At 54.2% G+C, this 20006-nt stretch carries 20 protein-coding genes and 1 pseudogene; 6 read left to right on the top strand and 15 right to left on the bottom strand.

The features are described from left to right. Positions 1–71 precede the first annotated feature (71 nt). Positions 72–1076: pseudogene (locus ACSZO4_RS17935) on the bottom strand (integrase); the annotation flags it as partial. 159 nt (positions 1077–1235) lie between these two features. On the opposite strand from ACSZO4_RS17935, the gene mutS reads away from it, so the two are divergent. Beyond that, positions 1236–3803, top strand: coding sequence for a DNA mismatch repair protein MutS (gene mutS, locus ACSZO4_RS17930; protein ID WP_437890390.1), 2568 nt, complete (start codon positions 1236–1238; stop codon positions 3801–3803). A gap of 147 nt (positions 3804–3950) precedes the next feature. Beyond that, the gene (locus ACSZO4_RS17925) at positions 3951–4379 is read left to right on the top strand and encodes an OsmC family protein (RefSeq protein WP_437890389.1); all 429 of its coding nucleotides are present in this window, start codon (positions 3951–3953) and stop codon (positions 4377–4379) included. Positions 4380–4438: 59 nt separating this feature from the next. Here ACSZO4_RS17925 and ACSZO4_RS17920 read toward each other — a convergent pair whose 3' ends face one another. Continuing rightward, positions 4439–4843, bottom strand: coding sequence for a MarR family winged helix-turn-helix transcriptional regulator (locus ACSZO4_RS17920; protein WP_437890388.1), 405 nt, complete (start codon positions 4841–4843; stop codon positions 4439–4441). Positions 4844–5013: 170 nt separating this feature from the next. On the opposite strand from ACSZO4_RS17920, the gene ACSZO4_RS17915 reads away from it, so the two are divergent. Genes ACSZO4_RS17915 through ACSZO4_RS17905 form a run of 3 tightly spaced genes read left to right on the top strand, consistent with a single transcriptional unit; the run spans position 5014 to position 7281 of the window. Further along, on the top strand, positions 5014–5616 hold the full coding sequence (locus tag ACSZO4_RS17915) for a non-oxidative hydroxyarylic acid decarboxylases subunit B (RefSeq protein ID WP_437890387.1): 603 nt from the start codon (positions 5014–5016) through the stop codon (positions 5614–5616). Next, positions 5606–7033: a non-oxidative hydroxyarylic acid decarboxylases subunit C gene (locus ACSZO4_RS17910; protein WP_437890386.1), complete on the top strand. Its 1428-nt coding sequence runs from the start codon at positions 5606–5608 to the stop codon at positions 7031–7033. Before ACSZO4_RS17915 ends, ACSZO4_RS17910 begins: the two co-directional genes overlap by 11 nt. An 11-nt stretch (positions 7034–7044) precedes the next feature. Continuing rightward, a complete protein-coding gene (locus ACSZO4_RS17905; protein ID WP_437890385.1) occupies positions 7045–7281 on the top strand; it encodes a non-oxidative hydroxyarylic acid decarboxylases subunit D in 237 nt (78 codons plus the stop codon). Positions 7282–7347: 66 nt separating this feature from the next. Here ACSZO4_RS17905 and rpoS read toward each other — a convergent pair whose 3' ends face one another. From rpoS to cysG, 13 genes are all read right to left on the bottom strand, one after another. Further along, a complete protein-coding gene (gene rpoS / locus ACSZO4_RS17900) occupies positions 7348–8340 on the bottom strand; it encodes an RNA polymerase sigma factor RpoS (protein WP_437890384.1) in 993 nt (330 codons plus the stop codon). Between the two features lie 123 nt (positions 8341–8463). Next, complete coding sequence (nlpD, locus tag ACSZO4_RS17895) at positions 8464–9576, bottom strand: murein hydrolase activator NlpD (protein ID WP_437890383.1); 1113 nt, start codon at positions 9574–9576, stop codon at positions 8464–8466. A gap of 113 nt (positions 9577–9689) precedes the next feature. Then, on the bottom strand, positions 9690–10316 hold the full coding sequence (locus tag ACSZO4_RS17890; RefSeq protein ID WP_437890382.1) for a protein-L-isoaspartate(D-aspartate) O-methyltransferase: 627 nt from the start codon (positions 10314–10316) through the stop codon (positions 9690–9692). Continuing rightward, on the bottom strand, positions 10310–11071 hold the full coding sequence (gene surE / locus ACSZO4_RS17885) for a 5'/3'-nucleotidase SurE (protein ID WP_437890381.1): 762 nt from the start codon (positions 11069–11071) through the stop codon (positions 10310–10312). The genes ACSZO4_RS17890 and surE overlap by 7 nt, the downstream gene beginning before the upstream one ends. Continuing rightward, on the bottom strand, positions 11052–12101 hold the full coding sequence (gene truD / locus ACSZO4_RS17880) for a tRNA pseudouridine(13) synthase TruD (protein ID WP_437890380.1): 1050 nt from the start codon (positions 12099–12101) through the stop codon (positions 11052–11054). The genes surE and truD overlap by 20 nt, the downstream gene beginning before the upstream one ends. Further along, a complete protein-coding gene (ispF, locus tag ACSZO4_RS17875) occupies positions 12098–12577 on the bottom strand; it encodes a 2-C-methyl-D-erythritol 2,4-cyclodiphosphate synthase (protein WP_437890379.1) in 480 nt (159 codons plus the stop codon). The genes truD and ispF overlap by 4 nt, the downstream gene beginning before the upstream one ends. Further along, positions 12577–13287 (bottom strand): 2-C-methyl-D-erythritol 4-phosphate cytidylyltransferase, encoded by a 711-nt coding sequence (gene ispD, locus ACSZO4_RS17870; protein WP_437890378.1) that lies wholly within the window; start codon positions 13285–13287, stop codon positions 12577–12579. Before ispD ends, ispF begins: the two co-directional genes overlap by 1 nt. 19 nt (positions 13288–13306) lie before the next feature. Beyond that, positions 13307–13627, bottom strand: coding sequence for a cell division protein FtsB (ftsB, locus tag ACSZO4_RS17865; RefSeq protein WP_437890377.1), 321 nt, complete (start codon positions 13625–13627; stop codon positions 13307–13309). Between the two features lie 176 nt (positions 13628–13803). Continuing rightward, positions 13804–14127 carry a DUF3561 family protein gene (locus tag ACSZO4_RS17860; protein ID WP_437890376.1) on the bottom strand — a complete coding sequence of 108 codons (324 nt, stop codon included), beginning with the start codon at positions 14125–14127 and terminating at the stop codon, positions 13804–13806. 71 nt (positions 14128–14198) lie between these two features. Next, positions 14199–14804 carry an adenylyl-sulfate kinase gene (cysC, locus tag ACSZO4_RS17855; RefSeq protein WP_437890375.1) on the bottom strand — a complete coding sequence of 202 codons (606 nt, stop codon included), beginning with the start codon at positions 14802–14804 and terminating at the stop codon, positions 14199–14201. Next, the gene (gene cysN / locus ACSZO4_RS17850; RefSeq protein ID WP_437890374.1) at positions 14804–16231 is read right to left on the bottom strand and encodes a sulfate adenylyltransferase subunit CysN; all 1428 of its coding nucleotides are present in this window, start codon (positions 16229–16231) and stop codon (positions 14804–14806) included. The genes cysC and cysN overlap by 1 nt, the downstream gene beginning before the upstream one ends. Before the next feature lie 9 nt (positions 16232–16240). After that, positions 16241–17149 carry a sulfate adenylyltransferase subunit CysD gene (gene cysD, locus ACSZO4_RS17845; protein ID WP_437890373.1) on the bottom strand — a complete coding sequence of 303 codons (909 nt, stop codon included), beginning with the start codon at positions 17147–17149 and terminating at the stop codon, positions 16241–16243. Between the two features lie 33 nt (positions 17150–17182). Continuing rightward, a complete protein-coding gene (gene cysG / locus ACSZO4_RS17840) occupies positions 17183–18598 on the bottom strand; it encodes a siroheme synthase CysG (protein WP_437890391.1) in 1416 nt (471 codons plus the stop codon). 236 nt (positions 18599–18834) lie between these two features. On the opposite strand from cysG, the gene ACSZO4_RS17835 reads away from it, so the two are divergent. Beyond that, a complete protein-coding gene (locus ACSZO4_RS17835; protein WP_437890372.1) occupies positions 18835–19878 on the top strand; it encodes an aminopeptidase in 1044 nt (347 codons plus the stop codon). Positions 19879–20006: the final 128 nt, after the last annotated feature.

Raw genomic sequence — 20006 nt, 5'->3', positions numbered from 1 at the left:
TACAGCTCAGCTAAGGTAAGGCTAATACAGATAAGGACTCCACTGAACCCCACCGATTAAATCGCACCTTCCTTAGTGTCGTAGAATCGAATGAGCCGATTTTCAAGATCTACATAGCTTGTCGTTTTAGCTTCTTCCTTTGTAAGAGACTCTCGCCAGCACAGAGAAGCTGTTTCTTCTTTCCTGGCACCTAAGAGAACCGTCAACAGCAGGTAATCACAGCCTAAACGATTGAAACTTCTTTTGTTATGTAATGCTGTTAAAAATCGTCCAAGAGTATCTTTTGGCGAAAGCGGATTTCGGACACCTTTCGCTTTGTAGCTGTCTTCCAGTTCTGATCGGGTCCTAAATTTTTTCTGCACTTTTAGGATTGAAAATGGATTGTATGACAGTGATGGTTGTCTTTGTTGAGTCTGTGCATTACTTGCTTCAATCTCAATAGCATGTCTGACAGCAACATTTACCCATCGAAATGTTTGCTCAGAAGCTGTCCTTGCTCTTGAAGCAATTTCATCAAACTTACGAAGAATTTCATTACCAGTTAAATCCTTCACTCGAAGTCCTGACCACTCCTTCAAACGGTTCTCTGCTTTATCAAGTACAGCCAAAGTATTCGGTTTAGCTGGTTTAGATCTACCCATTAAATGATTTCTGTATTGAGCAAACACTTCACTGATAGTGAGTTCTGCTGTGTCTAATTCCCTCTTGATTTTATTAGGGTTTCTTTTAGTGATGATCATTGTCTGAACTAACTGTCGGGCAGCTTCACGAGCTTGATCAATGTTCGGAAAATCAGACACATTCCCTACTTTCACTTTTAATACAGAACTGGGTTTCTTACCCTCACTCAAACTACGGTCACCAGAAGACACTCTTCTCTGGATTACATACGTTTTTTTCGTCAAACTTACCTTAACTCCGAATCCCACTGGGGCTTCCCTGTGATCATCAAAGACTATGTAAGGTTTTTGGTCGGAGTTAGCTTCGAAAACAACTTTTCCTGAGCTACTAAGTGCAGGTTTAACATTGATACTTAACTTGTTGATAATAAAGGACTGGCTGAGAGTTGTTTTCAAAGTATCACCACTGTTTGTAGCCCAAAAATGATTAGAAGGTAACTTACCACGTTCCAGGCTACAAGTGAGCTACAAATTTATGGGTTTATGTGGGTTTAAAGGGGTTTTACCTGGGGCCACATGAGCACTTGAGAGACTTAAAAAACGAGTAAAATCAATATGAATGAGTCATTTGATAAGGACTTCTCTAGCCACACCCCCATGATGCAGCAGTACCTGAAGCTGAAAGCTCAGCATCCGGATATCCTGCTGTTTTACCGGATGGGCGATTTTTACGAACTGTTTTATGACGATGCGAAACGCGCATCTCAGCTGATGGATATCTCGCTCACCAAACGTGGAGCTTCAGCGGGAGAACCCATCCCGATGGCGGGCATTCCTCACCATGCGGTTGAAAACTACCTGGCGAAGCTGGTCAATCTGGGTGAATCGGTGGCGATTTGTGAACAAATCGGCGATCCGGCCACCAGCAAAGGCCCGGTGGAACGCAAAGTGGTGCGCATCGTCACCCCCGGCACCATCAGTGATGAAGCCCTGCTGCAGGAGCGTCAGGACAACTTACTCGCCGCCATCTGGCAGGACAGCAAAGGCTTTGGCTACGCCACCCTGGATATCAGCTCCGGGCGTTTTCGCGTCAGCGAACCTGCGGACCGCGAAACCATGGCCGCGGAGCTGCAACGCACCAACCCGGCGGAACTGCTTTACGCGGAAGACTTTGCCGAAACGAGCCTGACGGAAGGCCGCCGTGGCCTGCGTCGTCGCCCGCTGTGGGAGTTTGAAATTGATACCGCGCGCCAGCAGCTGAATCTCCAGTTTGGCACCCGCGACCTGGTGGGCTTTGGTGTTGAAAATGCCCCTCGTGGCCTGTGTGCCGCAGGCTGTCTGTTGCAGTATGTCAAAGACACCCAGCGCACCTCCCTGCCCCATATTCGTTCCATTACGATGGAACGTCAGCAGGACAGCATCATTATGGATGCCGCCACGCGGCGTAATCTGGAGATTACCCAAAACCTGGCAGGCGGTATCGAAAACCCCCTCTCCTCCGTGCTCGACTGCACCGTCACGCCGATGGGCAGCCGCATGCTGAAACGCTGGCTGCATATGCCGGTGCGCGACAGCAAAACCTTGCTTGAACGCCAGCAAACCATTGGCGCCCTGCAGGAAAGCGCCGGTGAACTGCAACCGGTTCTGCGCCAGGTCGGCGACCTGGAGCGTATTCTGGCACGCCTTGCGCTGCGTACTGCCCGCCCGCGCGATCTGGCGCGTATGCGCTATGCATTCCAGCAACTGCCGGAACTGCGCGCCCTGCTGGCAGGCGTCGACAGCGCCCCGGTGCAACAGCTGCGGGAAAAAATGGGCGAGTTCACTGAGCTTCGCGAACTCCTCGAACACGCCATTATTGATGCGCCGCCGGTACTGGTGCGCGATGGCGGGGTGATTGCGCCGGGCTATAACGCGGAACTTGATGAATGGCGCGGACTGGCAGACGGTGCGACGGATTATCTCGACAGGCTGGAGATCCGCGAACGTGAAAAGCTGGGGCTGGATACGCTCAAAGTCGGCTTTAACGGCGTCCACGGCTACTACATCCAGATCAGCCGCGGGCAGAGCCATCTTGCGCCGATCCACTATGTTCGCCGCCAGACCCTGAAGAATGCCGAACGCTACATTATTCCGGAATTAAAAGAGTACGAAGACAAAGTCCTTACCTCAAAGGGCAAAGCGCTGGCGCTGGAAAAGCAACTCTACGAGGAGCTGTTTGATCTGCTGCTTCCCCATCTGGCAGACCTGCAACAGAGCGCCACCGCTCTGGCAGAGCTGGATGTGCTGGTGAACCTCGCAGAGCGTGCGGATACGCTGAACTATTGCTGCCCGACCTTTAGCGATAAACCGGGAATTCGCATTGTCGAAGGGCGTCATCCGGTGGTGGAGCAGGTGCTGAAAGAGCCGTTTATTGCCAACCCGCTGAGCCTCTCGCCGCAACGCCGAATGTTGATCATTACCGGTCCGAATATGGGCGGTAAAAGTACCTATATGCGCCAGACCGCGCTGATTACGCTGCTGGCCTATATCGGCAGCTATGTACCGGCACAGAAAGTGGACATCGGCCCGATCGATCGCATCTTCACCCGCGTAGGCGCCGCAGATGATCTGGCCAGCGGACGTTCAACCTTTATGGTGGAAATGACCGAGACGGCCAATATTCTGCATAACGCCACCGAGTACAGTCTGGTGTTGATGGATGAGATTGGCCGCGGCACCTCGACCTACGATGGTCTGTCGCTGGCCTGGGCCTGCGCCGAGAACCTAGCGAACAAAATCAAAGCGTTGACCCTGTTCGCCACCCACTATTTCGAGCTGACGCAACTGCCGGAAAAAATGGAAGGTGTGGCTAACGTTCACCTTGATGCTCTGGAGCATGGCGATACCATCGCCTTTATGCACAGCGTCCAGGATGGCGCGGCCAGCAAAAGCTATGGCCTCGCCGTTGCCGCCCTGGCAGGCGTACCAAAAGAGGTGATTAAGCGTGCGCGGGGCAAACTGCGCGAGCTGGAAAGCTTATCCCCGAGCGCTGGCGCAACGCAGATTGACGGTACGCAGATGTCGCTGCTGGCTGCGCCGGAAGAAGCCAGCCCGGCATTAGAAGCGCTGGACACGCTCGATCCGGATTCGCTGACGCCACGCCAGGCGCTGGAATGGCTCTATCGGCTGAAAAAATTACGCTAGTAACCTTCAGACCCGCAGCCACCTGCGGGTCTTCTCTTTTTGCTTTCCCCGAATAAATTCCCCCAATGTCAGGCAAGCCTGTTTTCGGCTTCTATACTTTTTACTTGTCCCGATTTATCTCTCTCAATGATCAAAAGGAACAATGCAATGGCGATTCACAAGACAGGACAGGCTCACTGGGCAGGCGACCTTAAACACGGAAAAGGAACGGTTTCAACCGAGAGCGGAGCGCTCAAGCAACTGCCTTATGGCTTTAATACCCGCTTCGAAGGCGTGCAGGGTACCAATCCGGAAGAACTGATTGGCGCGGCGCATGCAGCGTGCTTCTCCATGGCGCTGTCTCTGATTTTGGGTGAAGTCGGTTACACGGCAGACAGCATTGATACCAGCGCCACCGTGACGCTGGATCAGGTGGACGGCGGCTTTGCGATCACCAAAATCGCCCTCAAAAGCGCGGTGAAAGTGCCGGGTGCGGATGCTGCCAAATTTGACGAAGCCATTCAGAAAGCAAAAGCGGGCTGCCCGGTGTCCAAAGTGTTGAATGCCGAAATCTCGCTGGAATATACCCTGAATTAATTCCCCCGATTGACTGACAAACCGCCTGTTGCGGGCGGTTTGTTTTTTCCGCGTGCGATTTAACGCAGCATCTTGCGGATAAGCGCCGTAAACTGCTGGCGCTCATCAGCACTGAGTCGCCCCAGAAACTCGTCATCAACCCGGTTTCCGAGCGGCACACTGCCGGTCAGTAGCGCTTCGCCTTCCGGGGTCAGAAATAAAAAACGCCGCCGCTTATCTGCCGGATCCTGCTCTCGCCTCACCAGTCCACGGGCTTCCATACGGCTCAGCATTTCCGCCAGCGTCGCTTTGGTACTGACAGATACTTCCGTCAGCGCAACCTGCTCAATACCGGAATTTTCTGCAATGGAACGCATGACCGCATATTGCGGCTTGGTCAGTTCCGGTAATGCTTGCTGCCAGCGCGCCGTATGCTGTTGAAACAGCTGGCGCAGCAGGTGAAAGGCTTCGTTTCTTAACTCCATGGGTGCTCCGTAACAAAATCGCCCTTCTATGATAGCGATTAACGCGAGGCTTTTTAATCGCTCAGTTTTTAACAAAAAGTGCGACCGCACACGAACGATATTGTCAGTGCTTTCCAACAAGCGTAAGTTTTTCACAAACATTCGTACACGAACAAATTTCAAGGTGAGGAATGAGACTGATAATCGGCATGACGGGCGCAACGGGAGCGCCGCTGGGCGTTGCGCTGCTACAAGCCCTGCGCGATATGCCGGAGGTGGAAACACATCTGGTGATGTCGAAATGGGCGAAAACCACCATTGAACTGGAAACACCTTACAGCGCCCGTGACGTGGCAGCGCTGGCAGACGTCTGCCATAGCCCGGCAGATCAGGCGGCCACTATTTCATCCGGATCTTTTCGTACCGACGGCATGATTATTATCCCCTGTAGCATGAAAACCCTGGCGGGCATTCGTGCTGGTTATGCCGAAGGGCTGGTGGGACGCGCCGCTGATGTGGTGCTCAAAGAGGGGCGAAAACTGGTGCTCGTCCCCAGAGAAACCCCGCTCAGCCCTCTTCATCTGGAAAACATGCTGGCGCTGTCGCGCCTGGGCGTGGCGATGGTTCCCCCGATGCCCGCGTATTACAACCATCCGCAAACCGTTGATGACATTACCCAACACATTGTGACACGCGTACTGGACCAGTTTGGTCTTGAGCACCCCAACGCGCGACGCTGGGAAGGTCTGCGGGCTGCCCCGAATTTTTCACAGGAGAAAGACTATGGCTTTTGATGATTTACGCAGCTTCCTGCAAATGCTCGACGACCAGGGGCAATTGCTGAAAATCAGTGAAGAGGTTAACGCCGAGCCGGATCTGGCCGCCGCAGCCAATGCCACCGGCCGCATCGGCGAAGGCGCGCCCGCCCTCTGGTTTGATAATATTCGCGGCTTTACTGATGCCCGCGTGGTGATGAACACCATTGGCTCCTGGCAGAATCATGCCATCTCGATGGGACTGCCGCCGAATACGCCGGTGAAGAGTCAAATTGATGAATTTATTCGTCGCTGGGATAAATTCCCGGTCACGCCGGAACGTCGCGCTAACCCTGCCTGGGCAGAAAATACCGCCGATGGCGATGCCATTAATCTGTTCGATATTTTACCTTTGTTTCGTCTGAACGATGGTGACGGCGGCTTCTACCTGGATAAGGCCTGCGTGGTCTCCCGCGATCCGCTCGATCCTGACCACTTCGGTAAACAGAACGTCGGCATTTACCGTATGGAAGTTAAAGGCAAACGCAAACTGGGCCTGCAACCTGTCCCCATGCACGACATCGCGATACATCTGCATAAAGCCGAAGAGCGCGGCGAAGATCTGCCGATTGCCATTACGCTGGGCAACGATCCAATCATCACCCTGATGGGGGGGACACCACTTAAGTACGATCAGTCCGAATATGAAATGGCGGGCGCGCTACGTGAAAGCCCCTATCCCATTGCTACCGCACCGCTGACCGGCTTTGATGTGCCCTGGGGATCGGAAGTGATTCTGGAAGGGGTGATTGAAAGTCGTAAACGTGAAATTGAAGGGCCATTTGGTGAATTTACCGGGCACTACTCCGGCGGACGTAATATGACGGTAGTGCGCATTGATAAAGTGTCCTGGCGCAGCAAGCCGATTTTCGAGTCACTCTATCTCGGTATGCCGTGGACCGAAATTGATTATCTGATTGGCCCGGCCACCTGCGTACCGCTCTATCAGCAGCTGAAAGCGGAATTCCCGGAAGTGCAGGCGGTGAACGCGATGTACACCCACGGACTGCTGGCGATTATCTCCACCAAAAAACGTTACGGCGGTTTTGCCCGCGCGGTTGGCCTGCGCGCCATGACCACGCCGCACGGTTTAGGCTACGTGAAAATGGTGATTATGGTGGATGAAGATGTCGACCCGTTTAACCTGCCGCAGGTGATGTGGGCACTGTCATCGAAAGTGAACCCGGCTGGCGACCTGGTGCAATTGCCAAACATGTCAGTACTGGAACTCGACCCAGGCTCAAGCCCTGCCGGGATCACTGACAAACTGATTATTGATGCCACCACACCGGTCGCTCCGGACACACGCGGCCACTACAGCCAGCCGGTACAGGATCTGCCTGAAACAAAAGCCTGGGCTGAAAAACTGACCGCAATGCTGGCCGCACGTAAATAAGGAGAGGGAAAATGATTTGTCCACGTTGTGCCGATGAGCATATTGAAGTGATGGCGACCTCGCCAGTGAAAGATGTCTGGACGGTGTACCAGTGCCAGCATTGCCTGTACACCTGGCGAAATACCGAGCCGCTGCGCCGCACCAGTCGCGAGCATTACCCGCAAGCGTTTCGCATGACGCAGAAGGATATGGATGACGCGCCGATGGTGCCCAGTATTCCACCGCTGCTGGCAGCAGATAAACGTTAGTCGTGGCGAAAAAAGGACAAAAAAAAGCCGGTCATGATATTGACCGGCCTTTTGATGTTCAGATGCTTATTCGCGGAACAGCGCTTCGATATTCAGCCCCTGCGCTTGCAGGATTTCACGCAGGCGACGCAGACCTTCAACCTGAATCTGACGCACACGTTCGCGTGTCAGACCGATTTCACGACCCACATCTTCAAGCGTAGCGGCTTCGTAGCCGAGCAGACCGAAACGACGAGCCAGCACTTCACGCTGTTTGGCGTTAAGTTCAAACAACCATTTGACGATACTCTGTTTCATATCATCGTCCTGGGTGGTGTCTTCCGGGCCGTTCTCTTTTTCGTCCGCCAGGATATCCAGCAGCGCTTTTTCCGAATCACCGCCCAACGGGGTATCAACTGAAGTGATACGTTCGTTGAGACGTAACATGCGGCTGACGTCATCGACCGGTTTATCGAGCCTGTCAGCAATCTCTTCCGCGCTCGGTTCGTGGTCCAGTTTATGGGCCAGCTCACGGGCGGTACGCAGATAGACGTTCAGCTCTTTAACAATGTGGATCGGCAGACGAATGGTACGGGTTTGGTTCATGATCGCCCGTTCAATCGTTTGACGGATCCACCAGGTCGCATAAGTTGAAAAACGGAACCCACGTTCAGGGTCAAATTTCTCAACCGCGCGGATCAGACCCAGATTACCTTCTTCAATCAGGTCTAACAGCGCAAGGCCACGGTTGCTGTATCGGCGGGCAATTTTTACAACCAGACGCAGGTTACTTTCAATCATGCGACGGCGAGATGCGACGTCACCACGTAATGCGCGACGTGCAAAATAGACTTCTTCTTCGGCCGTAAGCAGTGGGGAATAACCAATTTCCCCTAAATAAAGCTGAGTCGCATCCAGCACACGCTGGGTTGCCCCCTGAGATAACAACTCCTCTTCGGCCAGGTCGTTATCACTGGGTTCCTCTTCATTTAAGGCTTTTTCGTCAAAAACCTCTGCTCCGTTTTCATCAAATTCCGCATCTTCATTTAATTCATGAACTTTCAGCGTATTCTGAGTCATAAGGTGGCTCCTACCCGTGATCCCTGGACAAAGCAGCTGAAGCTTTCCCTGATTTACCCGTTGCAGCAGCTTGCGCGCGCTGCAACGACTAAAAAAGAGAGAAGGTTCAAATACTTTGCCGAATTATCGCTGCGGTAAATAACGCAGCGGGTTTACGGATTTCCCCTTGTAACGAATTTCAAAATGCAAGCGTGTAGAACTGGTTCCGGTACTACCCATGGTAGCTATTTTCTGCCCCGCCTTGATTTCTTGTTGTTCCCGGACCAGCATCGTATCGTTATGGGCGTAGGCACTCAGGTAATCATCGTTGTGTTTGATGATAATAAGATTACCGTAACCGCGTAGCGCATTACCGGCATAAACTACGCGTCCATCTGCGGTCGCGACAATTGCCTGTCCTTTGCTACCAGAAATATCGATGCCTTTATTGCCACCTTCGGTTGCAGAGAAGGTATCGATAACTTTGCCCTCAGTGGGCCAGCGCCAGGATGATATCGGTGCGCTGGTTGAAGTACTGCTGGCAATCGGTTCGGTTGTGCTGACTGATGGGGCCGTAACAGGCGCTGTGACTGGTGTCGCAGGCTTATTGTTCGGCAACATTTTTTTAGCACTTTGTTCACCTGAATCCTCAGAATACGTAATTGTTGGTTTCGACGCAACAACTACGGTGGAATTTTGTGCGGGTTTTGTGATGATTCCTTGAGCAGAAGCATCCGCCTGGGTAATTGCATTCCCACCAGTTATTGACGAACCTGATGCATTACCAACCTGTAACGTTTGTCCCACCTCCAGGCCATACGGGGCTGCAACGTTGTTACGCTGCGCCAGATCGCGGAAATCGTTGCCGGTTATCCAGGCAATATAAAACAGTGTGTCGCCACGCTTAACGGTATAGGTACTGCCGCCGGTATAGCTACCTTTCGGAATGTTCCCGTACTGGCGGTTGTAAACAATACGGCCATTCATCGTCTCTACAGGCTGCTGGGCGACGGGCTGAATTTGCGTCGATTGCACGCTCGGGCGCTGCACCGATTGTATTTGCGGCTGAGTCTGGACGCCGATTTTAGGTGGTGGCGTGATCAACATTCCGGAGTTGGTACTGGAACTGGCGTTACCGCCCACGGAACTCACTGGAGCTGGTGCATTATTAGAGCTTGTGCAGCCTGCCAGCCAGAGTGAAACCAGTGACAGTGCCGCAACGCGACGTACGGTGAATTTAGGGCTTCCCGTGCTCATTTATCCCCCAGGAATTTATTAGTTACCAATAACTTAAACACCGCAAACGGCGATGCGCAAATTTGCTCACCCTACACTGAAACAGCATTAAAGCATCAGGAAAAATCTGTTTCTCAGGCCAGTTCACCCTTTACAAGGGGCACAAAGCGCACCGCTTCCACGGTATCGATGATAAATTCGTCACCCCGCCGACGAACGCGCTTCAATTGCTGATGTTCATCGCCCACGGGTAAAACGAGAATGCCGCCGTCATCCAGTTGCGACATCAGCGCCGTCGGAATTTCCTGCGGCGCAGCCGTCACAATGATGGCATCAAACGGGGCGCGAGCCTGCCAACCCTGCCAGCCATCACCATGACGTGTTGAAACATTGTGTAAATCAAGTTGTTTGAGGCGACGCCTGGCCTGCCACTGCAAACCTTTGATGCGCTCAACGGTAAAAACGTGTTGCACCAGGTGCGCCAGAATGGCGGTCTGATAACCAGAGCCGGTGCCAATTTCCAGTACTTTTGACTGCGGCGTCAGCTCCAGCAATGCCGTCATTCTTGCCACCATATACGGCTGGGAAATGGTTTGCCCCTGACCAATAGGCAAGGCCACGTTTTCCCAGGCTTTGTGTTCAAACGCTTCATCAATAAATTTCTCACGGGGCACCAGTGAGAGTGCATCCAGCACCTGTTCATCCGCAATACCTTGCGCACGTAATTGATTGAGCAGCGTTTGTACCCGTTTATTCACCATTGCGAGCTTACCCCGGCACGATCCAGCCAGTTCGTCAGCACGTCGTGTGCATTGTAGGCGGTGAGATCCACCTGCAAAGGAGTCACTGAGACATAGCCTGCATCAATGGCGGCAAAATCGGTATCCGGCCCGGCATCGCATTTCTCGCCCGGCGGGCCAATCCAGTAGAGGGTATTCCCGCGAGGATCCTGCTGAGGGATCACCTGATCCGCTGGATGGCGACTGCCGCAGCGGGTAACGCGGATCCCTTTGATTTCGCTAAGAGGCAGATCCGGCACGTTAATATTCAAAATACGTCCGGTGCGCAGCGGCTCGCGCGACAGCCCACGCAAAATGGTGCAGGTCACCGCAGCAGCGGTGTCGTAATGCTGATGGCCGTTTAGCGAGACAGCCAGCGCCGGAAACCCGAGGTGACGCCCTTCCATCGCCGCAGCGACAGTGCCGGAATAGATAACGTCGTCACCCAGATTTGGCCCGGCATTAATGCCTGAAACCACCACATCCGGGCGCGGGCGCATCAGCGCATTCACGCCCAGAAACACGCAGTCGGTCGGCGTGCCCATCTGTACGGCAATATCGCCATTTTCATGGGTGAAAGTGCGAAGGGAAGATTCCAGCGTCAGTGAGTTAGACGCGCCGCAGCGATTACGATCGGGAGCAACGACCTGCACATCAGTAAATTCCCGCAGTGCTTTTGCCAGCGTCTGAATACCCGGCGCGTGGATCCCGTCATCATTACTCAGCAATATTCGCATAATCACCCGATGTATTGATAATTTCCCTTACCACACTGGTGGCAAAGCTCCCGGCAGGAAGCCAGAAACGCAGCTCTACGGTTTCGTCATTCCACCAGTTCCAGCTCATCTGTTGCGGGAAAAGGCGCATCGCGCGACGCGCCGCTTCCACCTTTTCACGCACCAGCAAATTCTGTAAATCAGTCGCCTCTGCCACCGCTGCCTGCTCGAAGGCCAACGCCTCGCCCTGCGGGCCCCACTCACCACAGCCCGGTAATGCAGCCGTTATCATCAATGCTTTTGCATCAACCCGCGCCTGCAACTCCGTAAGCTCTTCCGCGGTGGCCACAAACCAGCTTCCGCGCCCCGCTAATTGTAGCGCATCGCCAGCAACAACTTGATTAAAGTCTGGTTTTTTCAAACGTTCATTAACGATTTGATTAAACAATGCACTTCGGGCTGCCGACAACCAAAAACTGCGTTTATTACGATCGCGAACCGGGGCGTCACTTTGCGCCCAGCGCATCGCCCCCAGTAAGTTGCTGCCGCCAAGACCAAAACGCTGGGCGCCAAAATAGTTCGGCACGCCCTGTTCGTTGATCGCCAGTAAACGGGCCTCAACATCATCCCGATGGCTAATGCCGCGTAGCACCAGGGTAAAAGCATTGCCTTTCAGGGCGCCTAAACGCAGCTTACGCTTATGCCGTGCGTACTCCAGCACTTTGCAACCTTCAAGCTGGAAGTGGCTCAGATCCGGCAATTCTTTACCCGGCACGCGTGCGCACAGCCACTGCTCGGTGACAGCATGCTTATCTTTCTGCCCGGCAAAACTGACTTCGCGAGCGGGTATTTTAAGAAATTTTGCCAGCGCGTCAGCAACAAAGCGGGTATTGCAGCCCGTTTTCAGAATCCGCACCAGAATATGTTCGCCTTCACCATCAGGTTCGAAACCGAGATCTTCGGTAACAACAAAATCCTGCGGTTCGGCTTTCAGCACACCCTTACCGGCAGGTTTGCCGTGCAGGTACGTCAGTTGTTCAAAATCCGTCATTTCGCCACCCGGTGCAGCAGCGCCACGGCTTCACAGGCAATTCCCTCACCGCGCCCGGTAAAGCCCAGCTTCTCGGTGGTGGTCGCTTTCACGTTCACGTCATCCATATGACAGCCGAGATCCTCGGCGATAAACACACGCATCTGAGGAATATGCGGCAGCATTTTCGGTGCCTGGGCGATGATAGTCACATCGACATTGCCAAGGGAAAATCCTTTGGCCTGGATACGACGCCAGGCTTCACGCAGCAGTTCACGGCTGTCTGCGCCTTTAAACGCCGGATCGGTGTCCGGGAACAGCTTGCCAATATCACCCAGCGCCGCAGCGCCCAGCAACGCGTCAGTCAGAGCATGTAACGCAACGTCGCCATCGGAATGCGCCAGCAGCCCTTTCTCCCAGGGAATACGGACGCCGCCAATAATGATTGGGCCTTCGCCGCCAAATGCGTGTACGTCAAAACCGTGTCCAATGCGCATTATGCTCTCTCCTGGTGTTCACTATGGGTGAGGTAAAATTCGGCAAGTCGTAGATCTTCAGGTCGGGTGACCTTGATGTTATCCGCCCGTCCGGCGACCAGTTGCGGATGGAACCCGCAATATTCAAGCGCGGATGCTTCATCAGTGATGGTCGCACCTTCGTTTATGGCCCGGGTCAGGCAGTCGTATAAAAGTTCGAGCGGGAAAAATTGGGGTGTGAGGGCATGCCATAGATCGTTACGTTCGACGGTATGTGCTATCGCCGTCGCACCGGGCTCTGCACGCTTCATGGTGTCACGCACCGGGGCGGCAAGAATGCCTCCCACGCGGCTGGTTTCGCTTAATTGCAGCAGGCGGTTTAAGTCGTCCTGGTGCAGGCACGGACGCGCGGCGTCATGCACCAGCACCCATTGCGCGCCCTGTGCGGCTTTCAGACCCGCAAGGACGGAGTCGGCACGCTCAGAGCCACCTTCGACCACCATAATGGCCGGATGCTGAGCAAGGGGTAACTGCGCAAAACGCACATCGCCGGGACTCACGGCGATAATGACTTTCTTCACCCGAGGATGCGCCAGTAATGCGGCCACGGTATGTTCGAGGATCGTTTTACCGCCAACAGAAAGATATTGTTTGGGACATTCCGTTTGCATGCGGCGGCCAAATCCAGCGGCCGGCACCACGGCATAAACGTCCGGAATGATTGCTGCCATGTCAGTAACCCGGGGTTGTTTATCGATTATTTTGTGTGTTCTGTACTGACCCCTGGGCGCGTTTAGACGCATCCGGCACCAGACGATAAAAAGTTTCGCCCGGTCTGGTCATGGTTAATTCGTTGCGCGCACGCTCCTCGATAGCTTCCTGCCCGCCATTGAGATCGTCAATTTCGGCGAAAAGCTGATCGTTGCGTGCTTTAAGTTTGGCGTTAGTTGCCTGCTGTGTTGCAACGTCTTCATTGACACGACCATAGTCATGAAGCCCGTTTTTGCCGAACCACAGCGAATACTGTAGCCAGACTAACAAAGCCAGCAACAGCAGCGTTAGTTTACCCATCCTGCCCCCTGAAAAACGGCCTCATCATCCCATAACTTTTTCTCAGACTCCACACCGGGGCCGGGTGATACTGCGTCACCGCGTCAGAATGTAACATATTTGCCCGTCTTACCGAAGGTTTGTCCCCTCCGGACACATTGTCTTAATGTGAGTTACGGTTTGAAGTATGGATGCATTTATCCCATCAGCCACATAAACAGCGCGCCAAAGAGGGCGACAACAGTAAAAATGGTCAGTATGGCGCTGTAAAAGAGCTTTCCATCAAGGAGCGAATGCAGGGCAATACCGATGACGACGGCGACGGGCATTAGTGCGAGGAAAAAAGGCCAGGTGTACAAAAAGAAGAACAGCGTGTTGGAACCATAAAACATAAACGGGATAGCCAGCGCCAGCAGCCACGCGACAAAACCCACAATGGCCCCGGTAAAGGACCAGGTGGTCTCATCGCGGGTCGATAAGTTCTCCGACCTTGAAATGGTGATGTTCTGACTGTTGCGCATATCTGACCCCAAAGCCTAACCGGCGGGCAAAACCTGGATACCCTGTAAATCAGGGTATCCCCGGTGCTGTCTTAGGATCTGATAATATCGTCCCGTCTCATGAGGTCTAATAATTGACTCACCAAATTTGTTACCAATTGTTGACCCTCAAGGTGAACTTCTGGCGATTCAGGCGCTTCGTAAACGGCATCGATACCGGTAAAATTGCGTAACTCTCCGGCGCGCGCCTTTTTATAGAGCCCTTTCGGGTCGCGTGCTTCGCAGATGGCCAGCGGCGTATCGACAAAGACCTCAATAAAGCGCCCGGCGCCCAGACGCTCGCGCACCATCTGACGCTCCGCCCGGTGAGGGGAAATAAACGCCGTCAGCACCACCTGACCGGCATCCACCATCAGACGAGCCACTTCCCCTACCCGGCGAATATTCTCTTTACGATCGTCATCGCTAAAGCCCAGATCGCTGCACAGGCCATGGCGCACGTTATCGCCATCGAGCAGATAAGTGCTCACGCCAAGCTTATGCAGCGCCTCTTCCAGCGCGCCTGCGACCGTGGATTTACCGGAACCCGACAGCCCGGTAAACCACAGCACAACCCCACGGTGACCGTGGAGTTTTTCGCGCTGCTCAGCCGTTACCGGATGGGCGTGCCAGACGACGTTTTCGTCATGCTGCGCCATCACTTGCCTCCGAGCAGGTCACGGGCACCCCAGTGCGGGAAATGCTTACGCACCAGCTGATTCAGCTCCAGTTCAAAGGCGCTGAACTGAGACGGAACGGTGGTTTCCTGCTGATGCACTTCGCGCACCATGCCTGCGCCAACGGTCACGTTGCTCAGGCGATCGATAAAGATCAGGCCGCCCGTTACCGGATTCTGCTGATAAGGATCCAGCGTCAATGGCTCATCAAACGTCAGATCCACCAGGCCAATACCGTTTAATGGCAGGTTGTCTACCTGACGTTGAGTCAGATTGTTAATGTCGACCTGGTACTGAATGCCGTCCACGCGGGCGCGGGTTTTCTTACCCGCGATTTTGATGTCGTAACTTTGACCGACGGCCAGCGACTGTTCCGCCATCCATACCACGTCCAGCGACGCGCTTTGCACCGCAGGTACGCTTTCCTGGGCATCAAGGATCAGATCCCCACGACTGATGTCGATCTCATCTTTCAGCACCAGGGTGATGGCCTCACCGGCATAAGCTTCCTGTAAATCACCGTCGAAGGTCACAATCCGGGCGATCGTCGACTCAACACCCGACGGTAGCACTTTAACGCGCTGATCCACTTTCACCACCCCGGAGGCCAGGGTGCCGGAGAAACCACGAAAATCGAGGTTAGGCCGGTTCACATACTGCACCGGGAAGCGCATCGGCTGGGTTTCAACGGTGCGTTGGATCTCAACGGTTTCCAGCACTTCGAGTAGCGTTGGGCCGCTGTACCAGGGAATGTTGGCGCTCTGAGAAGCAACGTTATCGCCTTCCAGCGCTGAAAGCGGTACAAAGCGGATGTCCAGGTTGCCCGGCAGTTGTTCGGCAAAGGTCAGGTATTCCTGGCGAATCGCGTCAAACGTCTCTTCGCTAAAGCCAACCAGGTCCATTTTGTTCACCGCCACCACCAGGTGTTTGATACCCAGCAGCGTGGAGATAAAGCTATGGCGGCGGGTCTGATCCAGCACGCCTTTACGGGCATCAATCAGCAGAATTGCCAGATCGCAGGTGGACGCGCCGGTCGCCATATTACGGGTGTACTGCTCATGGCCGGGAGTATCGGCTATGATAAATTTGCGTTTCTCGGTTGAGAAATAACGGTACGCCACATCAATGGTGATGCCCTGCTCACGTTCGGCCTGCAGGCCATCCACCAGCAGCGCCAGGTCGAGCTTCTCGCCCTGAGTACCGTGACGCTTACTGTCATTATGCAAGGTGGAGAGCTGATCTTCATAAATCTGACGGGTGTCGTGCAACAGGCGACCAATCAGGGTGCTTTTCCCGTCGTCAACGCTGCCGCAGGTCAGAAAACGCAGCAAACTTTTGTGCTGCTGCGCGTGGAGATACGCTTCGACGCCGCCTTCGTTGGCAATTTGTTGTGCAATAGTGGTGTTCATGGCGGCTCCTTAGAAGTATCCCTGACGTTTTTTCAGCTCCATGGAGCCAGCCTGGTCGCGGTCAATAACGCGGCCCTGACGTTCACTGGTGGTAGAAACCAGCATCTCTTCGATAATTTCCGGCAGCGTGCCAGCAGTGGACTCCACTGCACCGGTAAGCGGCCAGCAGCCCAGCGTACGGAAGCGCACCATCCGCTGCTCAATGACTTCACCTGGCTGCAAATCAATGCGGTCGTCGTCAATCATCATCAGCATACCGTCACGTTCCAGCACCGGACGCTCTGCGGCCAGATAGAGCGGAACAATGTCGATATTTTCCAGGAAGATGTACTGCCAGATATCCAGCTCGGTCCAGTTGGAGAGCGGGAAGACGCGGATGCTTTCGCCTTTGTTAATCTGGCCGTTGTAGTTGTGCCACAGCTCCGGACGCTGGTTTTTTGGGTCCCAGCGGTGGAAGCGGTCACGGAAGGAGTAGATACGCTCTTTGGCACGGGACTTCTCTTCATCACGACGCGCGCCGCCGAAAGCGGCATCAAAACCGTACTTGTTCAGCGCCTGTTTCAGCCCTTCGGTTTTCATGATGTCAGTGTGTTTGGCGCTGCCGTGGACAAAGGGATTGATGCCCATTGCCACCCCTTCCGGGTTTTTATGCACCAGCAGCTCGCAGCCGTATGCTTTTGCCGTGCGGTCACGGAACTCATACATCTCACGGAATTTCCAGCCGGTATCCACGTGCAGCAGCGGGAATGGCAGCGTGCCCGGATAGAAGGCTTTACGCGCCAGATGCAGCATCACGCTGGAATCCTTGCCGATGGAGTACATCATCACCGGATTGGAGAATTCGGCGGCCACCTCGCGGATAATATGGATGCTTTCCGCTTCCAGTTGTCGCAGGTGAGTGAGTCGTTTTTGGTCCATAACCGTTCCTTAATAAGGCCTGTTGCGCCAGGGCTAAGCCAGATTCACCACAGAGGCAGCAAAGTCCTCCGGGCCTTTCGTATGTTGAAACCAGGCGAGTTCACGATGCAGTTGCACGACTTCGCCAACCACTAGCAGGGCGGGCATCGGCGCATCTTTCGCCAGTTCCTCAAGTTGTTGTAATGTGCCGGTCCTGACCTGTTGATCGGCCCGGGTGCCGCGAGAAATCACCGCGACCGGTGTGTTTGCATCCCGCCCGTGAGCAATCAGTTGCTGGCCAATTTCTGCCGCTTTCAGGGTACCCATATAGATTGCCAGCGTCTGCCGACTCTGCGCCAGCTGCGACCAGTCAAAGGGGACTCTGTCGGCTTTGTAATGACCGGTAACAAAAGTCGCACTCTGCGCGAAATCACGGTGCGTCAGCGGAATACCGGCGTAAGCGGTCGCACCGGATGCCGCCGTTACCCCTGGCACCACCTGGAAGGGGATCCCTGCGGCCGCTGCCGCCTGGAGCTCTTCACCGCCACGGCCAAAAATAAAGGGGTCGCCGCCTTTCAGACGCACTACGGTTTTGCCCGCCTGTGCGGCTTCAACCAGCATCCGGTTGGTGTCATGCTGCGCCACGGCGTGTGAACCTGCGCGTTTACCCACGCTAATCAGTTCAGCATCACGACGTACCAGCTCCAGCACGCCTTCGCTGACCAGATGATCGTAAAACACCACGTCGGCCTGCTGGATAACCTGCAAGCCGCGTAAGGTCAGCAGCCCGGCATCCCCAGGCCCGGCCCCTACCAGAATAATTTCCCCGGCGGCGTTTCCAGGGCTGGTCAGTTCATCCGCCAGCACCTGCTCTGCCGCTTGCTCCTTGCCCGCCGCCATCAGGCTGGCAAAGCGACCGCGAAAGGCCACTTCCCAGAAACGGCGACGTTCATCGGTGGTTTTACGAAACGGTTTAATACGGCTACGCCAGCGCCCGGCCACCTCGGCCATGCGCCCCAGGTTGGCAGGCAGCAGCGCTTCAATTTTTTCGCGCAGCAGTCGCGCCAGCACCGGCGCATTGCCGCCGGATGAGATAGCCACCAGCAGCGGTGAGCGATCAACAATCGACGGGAAAATAAACGAGCACAGCGGCTGATCATCCACGACGTTCACCAGCCGCTGACGCGCATTTGCCGCATCAAACACATGGCGATTAAGCTGTGGGTCATCGGTCGCCGCAATCACCAGAAAAACGTTATCCAGTTGGGATTCATCAAAAGTACGCGCAATCAGCTGAAGTTGCTGTTCATCGGCCAGTTGTTGCAACGAGGGTTCCAGTTGCTCTGCCACCACCAGTATGCGAGCCCCCGCCCGACGCAGAAAAGCAATCTTGCGGGCGGCAACGTCGCCGCCACCAATCACCAGTACGGGACGGTCTTTGACGGCAGCAAATAAAGGCAGGTAATCCACAGGGCAATAACTCACTCACAACCAGTAATACTGGGACTATAGGGGGAGGCTTAGAGCGAATGAAATTACGAATTGGAATGAGTAGTTCCGCAAAGGAATAACGCGCCGGAAATGCTCATATCAAAAAGTGCTTAACCCCCTCATTTTTCGCCGCGTTAAGCAGAAATGAAATTGTGTAATCCGGGTCACAGTTTCATACTAGGCGCGGTAAAATTTCGCATCATAAAGGACTCTCTATGTTTTCCGCATTGCGCCACCGTACCGCTGCCCTGGCGCTCGGCGTATGCTTTATCCTTCCTGCTCAGGCACGAGCACCTCATCCCGGCGAATTCGCAAGTGAACAGGCGCGCCATATCGCCACCTATTTCCCTGGCCGAATGACGGGTACACCTGCGGAGATGCTGTCAGCGGATTATCTGCATCAGCAGTTCACCCGGATGGGCTATCAAAGTGATATCCGCAAATTTAACAGCCGCTACACCTGGACTGCCCGTAACAATCAGCAGAACTGGCAGAACGTCACCGGCAGTACGGTTATCGCCGCCCATGAAGGTAAGCGTCCACAGCAGATAATCATTATGGCGCATCTGGACACCTATGCGCCGCGCAGTGATGCCGATACCGATCATAATCTTGGTGGTTTAAACCTGCAGGGTATTGACGATAATGCGGCGGGCCTCGGCGTGATGCTTGAACTGGCTGAGCAGTTAAAAACGGTACCCACTGAATACGGTATTCGTTTTGTTGCCACCAGCGGCGAGGAAGAAGGAAGCCTTGGGGCGGAGAACGTCCTGAAGCGCATGAGCGAGAAAGAGAAAAAGAACACTCTGCTGGTGATTAATCTCAACAATTTGATTGTGGGCGATCATCTTTACTTTAACAGCGGCAAAAGAACCCCCGCCTCAGTGCGCAAGCTTACCCGCGATCGGGCGCTGGCGATTGCCCGCAATCTGGGGATCAATGCCAATATGAACCCAGGTAAAAATCCGGATTACCCGCAAGGCACCGGCTGTTGCAGTGATGCAGAGGTGTTTGACAATGCCGGAATTCCGGTACTGTCCGTTGAAGCAACCAACTGGTTACTGGGCAAAAAAGATGGCTCTCAGCAACGGGCAAAATCGAAAGCCTTCCCCGAGGGCGTGAGCCGGCATGATATCAAGCTGGATAATATTCAGTATATTGACCAGGCGTTACCGGGCCGAATCGATCGCCGCAGCCGCGAGGTGGTTCGTATTATGCTGCCACTGGTCAGAGAGCTGGCGAAAGCCGGGAAAAAGTAGGTCTGTCAGCCCATCATGATAAAAGGGAGCACGTCGGCTCCCTTTTCTTATTTGTATTAGTCGCGACTTGATCTGACACTTGACCTTGAAAGGTTGAGAGTTACCGGTTTTGATATGGGTGTCGAATC

It is taken from the genome of Phytobacter sp. V91 (assembly GCF_965644225.1).
Classification (GTDB): domain Bacteria; phylum Pseudomonadota; class Gammaproteobacteria; order Enterobacterales; family Enterobacteriaceae; genus CBFFRJ01.
This window is presented reverse-complemented; position numbering and strand designations above follow the sequence as displayed.